Genomic DNA, 11,740 nt, shown 5'->3' on the forward strand with positions numbered 1-11,740 from the left:
GCTTTGCACCCCGTCGCAGCGTTGGCGCAGGTCGCGGCATCCCGATCATCGGCACAGGCCCCATCCTAAATCAAAACGGCGCGAAGTCGCGAATTGATCGCTGCTGGCGCTGACACCTCTTGCAATTCACGTGGCATTTGGGTCAGGTAACTGCCAACCTAACACTCGCCCCGACGCTCCTGTGCGGCGGGGCGACTCAATTTATGCGTGGACGTAGAGAGTATGGAAAAGATCCCGATGACGCCTGCGGGCAATGCCGCGCTCGCGGCTGAGCTGAAGAATCTCAAATCCGTTGAACGCCCGGCGATCATCGAAGCGATCGCATCGGCTCGGGAACTGGGCGACCTGAAGGAAAACGCCGAATATCATTCTGCCCGCGAAAAACAGGGCTTCATCGAAGGTCGCATCAAGGAACTGGAAGGTATCCTGTCGCTTGCCGACGTCATTGACCCGTCCAAGTTGACCGGCGCAGTCAAATTTGGCGCAAAGGTTACATTGGTCGACGAAGATACCGAGGAAGAAAAGACCTGGCAGATCGTTGGTGAATACGAGGCCAATATCGAAAACGGCCTGCTGAACATCAAATCCCCTATCGCCCGCGCCCTGATCGGCAAAGATGAAGGGGACAGTGTCGAAGTGCGTACACCCGGCGGCGTGCGCTCTTACGAAATCCTGAGTATCGAGTACGCCTGACCGGAGCGCATGTAATGTCGGGGCCAAAACCTGACCCGGAAACCGAAAAGCCGACGTCGCTGGGCATCTATGATCGCCCGAAGACTCCGGCTGTCACCGAAATCGAGATTGCCGCACTGGTGCTCAGCCTGATCTGGCTGGTGGTGTCGGTCGTCTTTCTCGTGCTGCCCGGCCAAGGGCAGAACGGTGGCTTTGTCGTCGCCTTTCTGGCCGTGTTCATGCCCGTGGCGATGATCTGGGTTGCGGCCACCGCGATGCGCGCCAGCCGGGTGATGCGAGAGGAAAGCGAACGCCTGCAAACAGCAATTGACGCGATCCGACAAGCCTATGTGGCGCAGCAGCAACGCGCCTCCAGCACTTATGAACCCGCGGTAACCAAAAAGCTGGACGAAATCGCTGCGGCCACACGGAAAACCGAAGACGCCTTGGCAACATTCTCGAGCAAACGCACCGCGCGCTCTGCCGCAGCGGCGCAGCCTTCCACTCAGGGCGACCAGACCTCGTTGGAACTTGGGACACCTGCGGAAGAGATCACTTCACCACTGAGTACCGAGGTTTTCATCCGCGCACTGAATTTCCCCGAAACGCAGGACGACACCGAGGGGTTCAATGCACTGCGTGTTGCATTGAAGGACCGCAAGACGGCACAGCTTGTGCAAGCTTCGCAGGATGTTCTGACGCTGCTCAGCCAGGAAGGCATCTACATGGATGACCTGCGCCCCGACATGGCCCGGCCAGAAATCTGGCGCCAGTTCGCCCAGGGCACACGCGGGCGAGCTGTGGCGGCGCTGGGGGGTGTACGCGACAGATCTTCACTTGCACTGACGGCAGCCCGAATGAAACAGGACCCGATTTTCCGCGACGCCGCTCACCATTTCCTGCGTCGGTTTGACAAGATGATGGCCGAGTTTGAACCCACGGCAAGCGATGCGGAACTGAGTGAATTGGGTGAAACCCGAACGGCACGCGCATTCATGTTGCTGGGCCGCGTGGCAGGCACGTTTGATTAATCCGGCCCGACAACCCACGACATTTTGGTCGCACTGCTGAAATTGAACAGATACTTCAGCGGTCCGGTTTTTTCTTGACCCAAAGGCAGAAACCCCTCGCGCTCGTACAAGCTGCGGGCCCGGGGGTTTGTGTCGATGACATCAAGCTGAACCTCTGACATGTTGTGGTTACGGGCCTCGCACTTGATGGCATTCAGCAATGCCGTGCCCACTCCTTTGCCGCGCGCCTCGGCAGCGACAAAAATACCATCCATCTGGAACACGCCCGGTTTCAGCTCGCGCTCCAGCACGCTCAGAACCAAAGCGCGCCAGATAGCCCCGAACCAGCCATAGACCCGCGCCAGGTCGGACATATTGCCCCCCGCAAAAGAGCCGTCACGTGTCTTGAAACCCGCCAGACCCAGCACCCGGCCCGTTTCATCCCGCGCAACCAGCGCGAAATCCGGGTTCAATGCGATTTCAAAGAAAGCCAATCCTTTTTCGTCCGGCCCCATGACTTTGCCCAGCTTGGCCGAAAATGCCTGCCAGAACAGGGCCGCCGCTTGCGCGCGTTCCTGATCGGCGAACTCTCTGGAAATTGTGACCGTCACAACCCGAAACTTCCATACGGGAGGAAACGGACCATATCGCCCGGTTTGACGTGACGCGCACCGTCCTCGATTTCGACCAACCCTTCAGCCCAGCTGAGACCACTGATCCGGCCTGACCCTTCCGAGTGGAAGACTTCGGCCCGCCCATCGCGCATTCTGGCGCGCAGATATTCCCGGCGACCCGGTTTTTTACGCTTTTCAAAGGCGGCAGGCACTTCGAAACCCTGCGGTTCAGCCCAGCCTTCGCCGGACATCAACCCCAAAGCCGGGCGCGCGAAGATCAAAGTACAGACCATGGCCGCAACCGGGTTTCCGGGCAGGCCAAACACCGGCACGCCGGACCACAAACCCAGAGCCAGCGGCCGCCCGGGCTTCAACGCAATGCGCCAGTGCTGCATCGCCCCGGCCTGACGCAACAGGGCTGAGACGTGGTCCTCGTCGCCTGCTGACGCGCCACCACTGGTCAAAATCACATCCGCCTGTTTTGTTGACTGGTCCAATCGATCCCGCAAGGCGTCCCGATCATCCGAAACACGGCCCATATCCACGGGCACGAACCCCATCCGATCGATCAATGACAGCAGCAACGGGCGGTTGGCGTCGAAAATCTGACCCGGACCAGCGCGCTCTCCGGCTTCGACCAGTTCATCGCCCGTGGACACTACAGCCACGCGAAGCGGTTTGCGTACGTTGACTTCGGCAATCCCCACGGCAGACAGCAGCGCAAGATCGGCGGGGGTCAGCCTGCGCCCGGCAGGAAGAGCGATATCGCCTGCGGTCACGTCCTCTCCCGCGCGCCGTGTATTTGCGCCTTTTTTAAGCGGGCCGTGGAAAGCAATGTGGCCGTCTTTGACCGTGACATCCTCTTCCAGAATAACCGTATCCACCCCGTCAGGCAGCGCCGCACCCGTCAGCACGCGCAATGCCCGGCCTTGAGGCACGTCACCGTCGAACGGAATTCCCGCCGCCGCACGCCCGTCAATCAATGGCATGATCTGTGGGCCATCGGGGGCGGGGCCAGCAAACCCGAACCCATCCACAGCCGTATTCGGTAACGGCGGGTTCGAGCGTCGGGCGACCACATCCCCGGCCAGAATGCGCCCGCTCGTGTTGTTCAGCGCAACCGTCTCAACTGACGTGATCGGGTGCAGCCTGTCGCGCAAATAGGCTAGAGCGTCATCGACCGGTGTCCAGTTGACCCCGGCAGGCAACGCAAAACAATCGTTCCGCAACGGAGGCGGGGCTATGTTCGGCTTGTCCTGAGGCACACCCAATATCCAACCTTCCTCTGCCGCTGAGACGTTCAATTGCGCATCCAACTCCTGCTCTGTCAGACGCGACAGAGTCAAGGCAACCTGTTCAACCTGCCAAGCGTCCTTGATCCGTCCATCCGGTGCTGCGCCAAGGGATAAAGACGGCCAGATTTCCACGAAGGCGACGGGTTTATCCAGCGGCTCGAACGGCCAGACAGAGACTTGCCCGGTAAACCGGTGGCGAAGCCGGTTCAGAACCGGCAATCCCATCATAACTTGTCCGCCAACCGCGCCTGCCCCTGCCATCTGCCAGCAAGTGAAGCTGCCTTTTGCCAGAGTCTCAACGACACGGCGGTCCGGGAACGGGTTTGAATAGCCCGTTTTGGTACGTGGCAGACCGTCAATATCTCGGCGCAATCCGTTCATCCAGAACGGGCCGAGACCACCAAACCGCAAGTTGATCCGACCCGCCAGATCAAAGCGATTGTTGGCCTTCGGGGAATCCTCGATATGTTGGTCGAACCAGTCCCACAAAGCCAGCGGATCGTCCGTACCGGTCATCGCGCGGGCGAATCCGCAAGGATATCCAAAAGGAAAATCGAACCCAAGAAGCAGACGGCGACCGGCCTTCAGTTCGGCTCGGATCAGAGTATCCAACCATTGCTCTGCAACCAGCCTGTTACGCAGGTATTCGGGGTCAAGCACTTTTCCATTACGTACAATGCAGGCCCAGATCGCATCCTTGCGCGGGGTCGGCCCGGTGTCGTTCCCCCCAGACCAATCCACCATTGCAAAGGTTTGCAACGGGCTCACAATCCGACCTCTTTCAGTATGAAATCCGTGACGCCGGCCGTGTCGTTCAGATCAAAAACCGGGCGATCCAGATCCAGCGCGGTGTCACTGGCCACCGCGCGGATGGTGCCGTTTTCAGGTGCCATCAGCGCGTTACCCGCCGCGACGCGATACGCTTCGATCTTGGGGTGGTCCTCGCGCTTGAACCCTTCGACCAGCACCAGATCGACCGGCGAGAGCCGCGCCAGCAGTTCGGCGAGGGGCGGTTCAGGCGCGCCCCGCAATTCCTGCATCAGAGCAATGCGTAGCCCCGAGGCAAGCAATACCTCGCTGGCCCCTGCCACGCGGTGCCGGTGACTGTCCGTGCCCGGCTGATCCACATCGACGCTGTGATGCGCGTGTTTGACCGTAGAGACCGAGAAACCCCGGCTGGTTATCTCGGCCACCAGCCGTTCCATCAGCCCGGTTTTGCCGGCATTCTTCCAGCCCGTGACGCCATAGACCCTCATGCTTGCTCCAACAAAGTTCGAGCACGGTCCAGATCTTCAGGCGTGTTGACGTTGAAGAACGGATCGAACGGGTCGGCGTTGAACAAAGCCTCGCGCCCGTCATGTTTGTCAGTCCACATCACCACCTTGCGCAACCCGTCCATCAGCGCCCCCCGCAGATCATCGCGCAGCGCCACGGGCCAGATCCCAAAGGTCGGGTGTCGGTTGACCCGCTTGCCCCCGCCGGATTTCAGCGCCTCGTCGCCCGTACGCGGCGTGGTGGCCAACACCAGAGGGTGCACCTGCCCTTCCGCAGCCTGTGTCAGTCGCGCCACCAGGTCGCGCGGGAAGAATGGCGTGTCTGCGGCAACCGTCACGATGCTGTCTGCCCCCTGCCCTGCCGCCCAGTCGAGCCCGGCCAGCACACCGGCCAGAGGGCCCGCAAATCCGTTGATCGTATCAGGCAGGACGGGCAGGTTCAGGTCGGCGAAACGCTCGGGGTCTCCATTGGCGTTCAACGCCAGGCCACTCACCTGTGGAGCGATACGTTCGATAACATGGGACAGCAGGCTCTGCCTTCCAATCTGCAGCAGACCTTTGTCGCCACCGCCCATACGTGTGGCCTGCCCGCCTGCGAGAATTATGCCGAGCGGTTTGGTCATGATGGGTCTTCGATATCCGGCCATTTTCGAAATTTCTCCAGCGGTGTAAAAACCCAAACCCCATTGCCCGCACCAAGCAAAATGAAACACAGGCTCAAAGGAAGTCCGGAAAAGTCGGCCAAAACATGGCTGAAGCGAATGGAAGCGAGAAACAGCACCAAAACCGCCATAGGCGCGAAAAACGACCAGAAATAGCACCGATACCTGCGGAGTGATCGTCGGATTTCGTCGGGTAATACGACTGAGTCCGGCAAACCTTGAAGGAGGATACGTTGCAATACAGCGCTTTGTTTTTTCACCGCCAATCCCCAAGCTGCCCACCCCATCCGGAATGGGGCAAACAGGTCAAATGTACCGATATAGTCTCTTGCGTCCCATCCCAATCGATTCAGAGTTTCCTCGTCCAACCGTGCCATCCCGTCTACGATGGTCCGTTTGCTGCGCGCGTAGTTTCGGGCAGCAAGAATGCTCAGCGGTAAGATACTGACCGTCACAACAATCAAGAAAAAGAGTCTGAGAGTTTCCAAAATCATCCTGCACTTTTGCGGCGGTGTTTCTTGTCCTCGCCTGACACGGTAGACGGGTCCACGTCGCGCAGCAGACGGTCGTCACCCGAGAGGCAGACAAAGCGCTGCCCGCGCATCCTGCCGATCAGCGTCAGCCCGACTTCGCGCGCGATCTCGACACCCCATGCGGTGAAGCCTGAGCGGGAGGCCAGAACCGGAATGCCCATCATTGCTGTCTTGATCACCATCTCGGATGTCAGGCGACCGGTGGTATAGAGAATCTTGTCCTCCGCCGCCTCATTCTCGGACAGCATCCAGCCTGCAATCTTGTCGACGGCGTTATGGCGGCCCACGTCTTCCATATACACCAGCGGGCGGTTTTCACGGCACAGGACAGTGCCGTGGATTGCCCCGGCCTCGAGATACAGCGACGGGGTGCGGTTGATCTTCGAGGCCAGTTCGTACAGCCACGAAGTACGCACCTGAACCTGCGGCAGTTGCACGTCCTCAAGCCCCTCCATCATGTCGCCAAACACCGTACCTACGGCACACCCGCTGGTGCGCGTCTTTTTCTTCAGCTTATCCTCGTAAGACGTCTGGCGCGCGGTGCGGACGATCACGGTTTCAAGATCGTCATCATATTCCACGCGCGTGATTTCGTCATCCGCCAGTAGCATCCCCTGATTGCGCAGAAAGCCCAGCGCCAGATATTCGGGGTAATCGCCAATGGTCATCGCTGTCACGATTTCCTGCGCGTTGAGGAATATCGTCAACGGGCGCTCTTCGACCACCGAAATCTGGTTGATTTCGCCGTTCTGGTCCACGCCCTCAACCGCGCGGGTCAGGCGTGTCGCGCCCGGATCAGGGGCGATAAGATAGTTCGACAGATCGAATTCCGTGGCCAATTGCAACCCCTTCCCAAGACAGTTACTGCTGCACGCATCACCATAGGATTTAGCCATGGCCTCTGCCACATCCAAGTCATACTTCTGGAAAGGTTTTCGGGACGGGACGCCGTTCATCTTCGTCGCCGTGCCCTTTGGCCTTCTGTTTGGTGTTTTCGCGACCGAAGCCGGGCTGACCCTTGTTCAGACGATGGCCTTTACATCAACCGTTTTTGCCGGAGCAGCGCAATTCGCGGCCCTGCAACTGTTGCAGGACAACACCCCGACCGTGATCATCGTAATCTCGGCGCTGGCCGTGAATCTGCGTATGGCGATGTATTCCGCATCACTGACACCTTACCTGGGTTCCGCGCCAATGTGGCAGCGTGCCTTTGCGGCATATCTGACCGTGGATCAATCTTATGCCTGCTCCATCGTGCGGTTCGAGAAAGAGCCTGACCTGTCAGTGCCACAACGCATGGCCTATTTCGTGGGCTCTGTCACGCCGATCACGCCGCTCTGGATTCTGGGCACCTATCTGGGCGCAGTGCTGGGTGCACAAATACCGGAAAGCTGGGCGCTGGATTTTGCCCTGCCTATTACCTTTCTGGCCATGATAGGGCCTATGATGCGGACCTTTGCACATGTGGTCGCAGCACTTGTGGCCATCACGGTTTCGTTGCTGACGGTCGCAATCCCGTTCAATCTAGGTCTGTTGATCGCCGGATGCGCTGGAATGATTGCCGGAGCGCAAGCGGAACTGATCCTCGAACGTAGAAAGACGCAGTCATGACGCAGCCGGAGTCCGTCACCATCTGGGCCATTATCATCGGGCTTGCCATCGGCAGTTATGCGCTTCGCTTTGTCTTTATCGGTTTTGTAGGTGATCGCACGATGCCGCCCTGGCTGCTGCGTCACCTGCGGTATACAGCGGTGGCCATCCTTCCTGCATTGATCGCACCGCTGGTTGTCTGGCCATCGGCCACCGAAGGACAGCCCGATCTGCCCCGTATGTCGGCGGCGGCTGTTGCCCTGATAGTGGGAGTGATCAGCAAAAACGTGCTGGCGGCCATCTTTTCCGGGGCCGCCACGCTCTATGGTCTGCTTTATCTACTGAGTTGAGACAGCGTTCAGCTGGTTGAGACGCGCATTGTTCGCCGCCAACCCTTTTTGCAGATCCGCATCGTCGTTTTCCCGGTATTCTTCGGTCACGACGCCCGGAATCTGTGCGAACTGTTCCGACAATTTCACCGGATAGAACGTCACATCGATCTGCTCGAATCCCGGCACCTGCTTCAACAGTTGCGAAGTCGCGTTGGTGCAGAATGCGCCGGCGACCGGACCGGACTGCTTTGCCAGTTGCAAGGCGATTTCAGCCTGTTGCGGGCTCACCTGTATGGTCTGTATACGGGCATAATGCGTTTCGCGCGCGTGCGAGCTGCGATAGGCCCGCTCGACCGCCGGGGTAATGCCATAGAGCACGTCATCCTTCACAGGAACAACATCCGCCCGGAACGAACCGGCAGGGTCAAAGATCACCCGCTCGCTACCCGAAATCATCAGCGACGTATGTGCACCCGATCCGGTGCGGGTGCTGATCATCGTGTAAAGCGTCAGCGTCGATAGCCCCGGATCACTGTAGGACCGGGATACGACTTCATTCTGATCCGCCTGAGGACGGCTTGAATTGGCACAGCCTGCCAGCGTCGCTGCCAACAAGCAGGCAATCAAAATCCTGAGCAATTTAGCCCCCAATACTATCAGGAGGCGAAAACCGCCAGGAACAGGCACAGGAAGGCAATGGCGACTACACACCACGTGGTGGCTTTGATGAAACCATTGAAAGTTTTGGTTTGGACCGTGATGTCCATTTCGCCGTGCTTGTATTCAGCCATGAGTCTCAGATTCCCAATTCGCGTGTTTGATCTGTTGGATAATAGAAAATACAACGCCTGTCACCACGTCTTTCACGCGCAAGATGCGCTTACTTGAGAACCGAGCAACCGGGATACCCGAAACCCCACCGCCAGGGCAGGCCGCTACAGGGCCCGCCACCGAATCGCACCGCCCCATACATTGCATCCGCAGTGATCGCGTGCACGCTGCGAATCTGGTCAGGTGTCATGTCGTACCGGTCGGCATAATCTTCTGCATGGCGGTCTCCGTGCTCTACCACACAGGCGTGCAAGGCGTCATCCGCAGCCAGACGTGCGTCATAGCTTTCCTCGGTCGTCTCCGCTCCTCCTGCATTGTGATAAGCCCGGTCATGGGTCACGCAGCAATACTCCCATGGCGGGTGCTCTTGATACAGTTCGCCAACTTGCGGAAACTGCTTTGCCACCCAGCGCCAACTGGCTGACAACCCGCCTGAACAGCCGTCAGTTTCAAACGAGGTCAGTTCGGCGCCCTCGCTTTGTTCGATCAGCGCGCGGTGGCCCGGCATTTCAAATCCTCGCATCAAATCCTGAGCCCATGCCGACAGTGGCAGCAGAGCCAGAATCAGCGCCAGTTTAAGGGCTTTCATCGCGCATCGCCTCTGTATCGACCTGCAATCCAAACGTAGTGGCCAGCCACAGCAACAGTCGCTCACCCGGCCCCATTTCAGCGCGCACGCGCAAAACCTCATTGGCCATGGCCGGGCGGTCGGTGATCAGACCATCCACCCCCATCGAGGCCATTCTGGACATCTGCAACGGATCATTCACAGTCCAGACGTAGATATCCTTGCCCGCGTCCTGCACCTTGCGGATCAGTCCCGGTGTCACCATGCCTGCATTGACCGCAACAAATTCGCCTTCAAGCCCCGACAGATCCCCGACAGCCGTGGCCGCCAGCACTCCAGAGCGCCAGTCGGGGCGCAACTTTTTCATCTTTTGCACAGCCGGGTACTTCAGCGACATGGTAGCAATGTCGCCCTGCATCCCGAGCTCTTCGACAAGGTGGATCACCCGGTTTTCCAAATCAACGTCATGACCATAGTATTTCAGTTCGATAAGGACCTTGGACTTGCCCCTGGCCGCTTCCAGAACCTCTCGCAGGGTCGGGGTCCGCTCCGCGGCGTATTCCGGCCCGAACCAGCTTCCAATGTCGATATCAGCCACATCCTGTATCGTAGCATCCCAGACCTTCAGGTTGACGCCGGCCAACTTCATGAAATCGCTGTCATGGGCCACGATAATCACATCATCCGCCGTTTCCTGAACGTCTATCTCAACCCAGTCCGCACCATCCTCGATCGCTTTCAGGACCGAGGCCATTGTGTTTTCCGGTCGTAAAGCCGCAGCGCCCCGGTGACCGATGACCTCAGCATGATCCGGCGCCTGCACCCGTTCCAGCCGGCTTTGACCGAACCAAAGGCCAATGCCCAATGCCGCCAGGGCCGCTGCGACAGTCACAAGTACAGGTACGCGGACCCTTCGGGGTTCGGGATGGGGAACTTCTTTTGTCTCAGCTTCGAAAAACGCGTCCAGCACAACCGCCAGCGCGCCCAGCGCTGTTGCCGCCAGAACCAACCCCGCCAAGGACCAAAGCCCTGCGATGATCAGGCTGAGGATCAATGCCAGTCTGAGGCTGCCGCCTTCCTGCACCGGCACAAGCGCAAACAACAAACTTGCCATTGCAGCTATCAACGCCGCAATCACAAGCCGCATTCCCAGCCAAAGGGCAAGTTCGATCTTCAAGCGCCCGCGCTTGCCTTCCATCTTTTGTTCGCTTTTGGCGAATGCTCCGCGTGGTAAAGCACCTTCAAACAGGACCAAGTGCAGGGCCAGTGCCCATCCGGACAGACGGCGAATCAACACCCATGCCAACGCAAGACCGACAAGTCCAATAAGAACCACGGCCACCTGAAAGGCCGGAGGGTGGAACGTCAGGTAATAATTGATGTCATATTCCGTCAGCGTCCACCATGCGATCAACCCCGCGATGGCCACAAACGGCAGGGCAAGCAGCAAGACACGCAGGATGAACCGAACGGCAAACCCGAACAGTGCCGGAAAGCGGGACAGGTTCAGTGCCAGCGCCGCGCCCCCTGCGCGCCAGGGGTCGCCTTCCCCCATGCGCAAGGACCCGGCCATGACCGAGAACACAAAGACCTCGGCCAGCAAAAACAGGCTGAGCACCGCGACACCCGCGATGAACCCTGCCGGAGACAGCAGGAACATCGCAATGTCCTGGTCGGTCAGAGCGGTCTGATCTGACAGAGAGACCGCCAGATTGACGGCCACGGCCACACCCGGTGCGATCAACGCCACCAACAGCAAACGCACAGCGACATAGATTGGCACAAAGACCCAACGCCGGGCCCAAGCTTCGGCGTAGGCATGTGTTACTGCTTGAAAAAATGTTGTCACGTGGCGGCCTCCGGACTGATGCAGTCATTCAAAGGCGCGCACGCGTGAATTGCAAGTCAGCTGTCATTCAGATCCGCAGCCAGACGGAACCCGATACGGTTGGCAGGTTTATCCTCGACGGATTTAGGCAAAGCGCGCAGCATCACATTCAACTGACTGACATGCTGCACCAGTTGCGTGCGGGCCCCGGCCCCGCCCGATCCATAAAAAGTAATCATGTCGGGGTCGAAATACCCCATCCCCTCGATCCGCATTACGCCGGCATCGCCACCGGTGAAGCCCATGGCGACTTCGTGATCACCGTCCAGCGTCTTTTCGAAGTTCTGGATGTACATGATCAAGCGTTCGTAAGCCCATTGCGCAGGGCTTTTGTTCTTGACCGGCTTCTTCAAGCTCTCGGGCAGGTCCTTGGCACCGGATTGAGCGTTGGGATCTGCGTGCACCTCATGACACCGCGGCAAAGCAGCGGCTTCGGCGGCCTCGGCCGAGGTTTCGATCTGGTCCTGCATT

At 58.9% G+C, this 11,740-nt stretch carries 15 protein-coding genes; 4 read left to right on the forward strand and 11 right to left on the reverse strand.

The genetic code is table 11. The annotated features are described in order from the left end of the window. Positions 1–222 precede the first annotated feature (222 nt). Positions 223–693: a transcription elongation factor GreA gene (greA, locus tag AC2FFA_RS13110; RefSeq protein ID WP_117870427.1), complete on the forward strand. Its 471-nt coding sequence runs from the start codon at positions 223–225 to the stop codon at positions 691–693. A gap of 14 nt (positions 694–707) precedes the next feature. Further along, on the forward strand, positions 708–1,703 hold the full coding sequence (locus AC2FFA_RS13115) for a hypothetical protein (protein WP_496851939.1): 996 nt from the start codon (positions 708–710) through the stop codon (positions 1,701–1,703). On the opposite strand, the gene AC2FFA_RS13120 is transcribed toward AC2FFA_RS13115, so the two are convergent. From AC2FFA_RS13120 to AC2FFA_RS13145, 6 genes are read right to left on the reverse strand one after another with little or no spacing between them, the layout of a single operon-like run. Then, a complete protein-coding gene (locus AC2FFA_RS13120) occupies positions 1,700–2,293 on the reverse strand; it encodes a GNAT family N-acetyltransferase (protein ID WP_299899207.1) in 594 nt (197 codons plus the stop codon). The two genes, AC2FFA_RS13115 and AC2FFA_RS13120, sit on opposite strands and share 4 nt — an antisense overlap. Next, entirely contained in the window at positions 2,290–4,359 is a 2,070-nt protein-coding gene (locus tag AC2FFA_RS13125; RefSeq protein WP_496851940.1) for a molybdopterin-binding protein, read from the reverse strand. The genes AC2FFA_RS13120 and AC2FFA_RS13125 overlap by 4 nt, the downstream gene beginning before the upstream one ends. Then, the gene (mobB, locus tag AC2FFA_RS13130) at positions 4,356–4,847 is read right to left on the reverse strand and encodes a molybdopterin-guanine dinucleotide biosynthesis protein B (protein WP_496851941.1); all 492 of its coding nucleotides are present in this window, start codon (positions 4,845–4,847) and stop codon (positions 4,356–4,358) included. The genes AC2FFA_RS13125 and mobB overlap by 4 nt, the downstream gene beginning before the upstream one ends. Beyond that, positions 4,844–5,488 carry a molybdenum cofactor guanylyltransferase MobA gene (gene mobA, locus AC2FFA_RS13135; RefSeq protein WP_496851942.1) on the reverse strand — a complete coding sequence of 215 codons (645 nt, stop codon included), beginning with the start codon at positions 5,486–5,488 and terminating at the stop codon, positions 4,844–4,846. The genes mobB and mobA overlap by 4 nt, the downstream gene beginning before the upstream one ends. Beyond that, the gene (locus tag AC2FFA_RS13140; protein WP_496851943.1) at positions 5,485–6,021 is read right to left on the reverse strand and encodes a hypothetical protein; all 537 of its coding nucleotides are present in this window, start codon (positions 6,019–6,021) and stop codon (positions 5,485–5,487) included. The genes mobA and AC2FFA_RS13140 overlap by 4 nt, the downstream gene beginning before the upstream one ends. Next, entirely contained in the window at positions 6,018–6,905 is an 888-nt protein-coding gene (locus AC2FFA_RS13145) for a formate dehydrogenase accessory sulfurtransferase FdhD (protein WP_496852032.1), read from the reverse strand. Before AC2FFA_RS13145 ends, AC2FFA_RS13140 begins: the two co-directional genes overlap by 4 nt. Before the next feature lie 49 nt (positions 6,906–6,954). Between AC2FFA_RS13145 and AC2FFA_RS13150 the strand changes: the two genes are divergently transcribed. Next, a complete protein-coding gene (locus AC2FFA_RS13150) occupies positions 6,955–7,671 on the forward strand; it encodes an AzlC family ABC transporter permease (RefSeq protein ID WP_496682495.1) in 717 nt (238 codons plus the stop codon). After that, a complete protein-coding gene (locus tag AC2FFA_RS13155; RefSeq protein WP_117870439.1) occupies positions 7,668–8,000 on the forward strand; it encodes an AzlD domain-containing protein in 333 nt (110 codons plus the stop codon). The genes AC2FFA_RS13150 and AC2FFA_RS13155 overlap by 4 nt, the downstream gene beginning before the upstream one ends. On the opposite strand, the gene AC2FFA_RS13160 is transcribed toward AC2FFA_RS13155, so the two are convergent. The 5 genes from AC2FFA_RS13160 to AC2FFA_RS13180 all read right to left on the reverse strand — a co-directional run bounded on the left by AC2FFA_RS13160 (position 7,989) and on the right by AC2FFA_RS13180 (position 11,739). After that, positions 7,989–8,621, reverse strand: coding sequence for a hypothetical protein (locus tag AC2FFA_RS13160; protein ID WP_496851944.1), 633 nt, complete (start codon positions 8,619–8,621; stop codon positions 7,989–7,991). The two genes, AC2FFA_RS13155 and AC2FFA_RS13160, sit on opposite strands and share 12 nt — an antisense overlap. 17 nt (positions 8,622–8,638) lie before the next feature. Then, positions 8,639–8,773, reverse strand: a complete 135-nt coding sequence (locus AC2FFA_RS13165) for an aa3-type cytochrome c oxidase subunit IV (protein WP_117870443.1) — start codon at positions 8,771–8,773, stop codon at positions 8,639–8,641. Positions 8,774–8,862: 89 nt separating this feature from the next. After that, a complete protein-coding gene (locus AC2FFA_RS13170) occupies positions 8,863–9,402 on the reverse strand; it encodes a hypothetical protein (protein ID WP_496851945.1) in 540 nt (179 codons plus the stop codon). After that, positions 9,389–11,230, reverse strand: a complete 1,842-nt coding sequence (locus AC2FFA_RS13175) for a glycerophosphodiester phosphodiesterase (RefSeq protein WP_496851946.1) — start codon at positions 11,228–11,230, stop codon at positions 9,389–9,391. Before AC2FFA_RS13175 ends, AC2FFA_RS13170 begins: the two co-directional genes overlap by 14 nt. Positions 11,231–11,286: 56 nt before the next feature. Next, positions 11,287–11,739: a DUF6173 family protein gene (locus AC2FFA_RS13180; protein WP_117870447.1), complete on the reverse strand. Its 453-nt coding sequence runs from the start codon at positions 11,737–11,739 to the stop codon at positions 11,287–11,289. Position 11,740: the final 1 nt, after the last annotated feature.

This window comes from Ruegeria sp. YTSB088, from assembly GCF_059609825.1.

Bases quoted from the DNA above. Each gene is read 5' to 3' on its own strand.
- AC2FFA_RS13170 (WP_496851945.1), bottom strand. From the start codon at position 9,402: ATGAAAGCCCTTAAACTGGCGCTGATTCTGGCTCTGCTGCCACTGTCG.
- mobA (WP_496851942.1), bottom strand. From the start codon at position 5,488: ATGACCAAACCGCTCGGCATAATTCTCGCAGGCGGGCAGGCCACACGT.
- AC2FFA_RS13180 (WP_117870447.1), bottom strand. From the start codon at position 11,739: ATGCAGGACCAGATCGAAACCTCGGCCGAGGCCGCCGAAGCCGCTGCT.
- AC2FFA_RS13115 (WP_496851939.1), top strand. From the start codon at position 708: ATGTCGGGGCCAAAACCTGACCCGGAAACCGAAAAGCCGACGTCGCTG.
- mobB (WP_496851941.1), bottom strand. From the start codon at position 4,847: ATGAGGGTCTATGGCGTCACGGGCTGGAAGAATGCCGGCAAAACCGGG.
- AC2FFA_RS13165 (WP_117870443.1), bottom strand. From the start codon at position 8,773: ATGGCTGAATACAAGCACGGCGAAATGGACATCACGGTCCAAACCAAA.
- AC2FFA_RS13140 (WP_496851943.1), bottom strand. From the start codon at position 6,021: ATGATTTTGGAAACTCTCAGACTCTTTTTCTTGATTGTTGTGACGGTC.
- AC2FFA_RS13150 (WP_496682495.1), top strand. From the start codon at position 6,955: ATGGCCTCTGCCACATCCAAGTCATACTTCTGGAAAGGTTTTCGGGAC.
- greA (WP_117870427.1), top strand. From the start codon at position 223: ATGGAAAAGATCCCGATGACGCCTGCGGGCAATGCCGCGCTCGCGGCT.
- AC2FFA_RS13155 (WP_117870439.1), top strand. From the start codon at position 7,668: ATGACGCAGCCGGAGTCCGTCACCATCTGGGCCATTATCATCGGGCTT.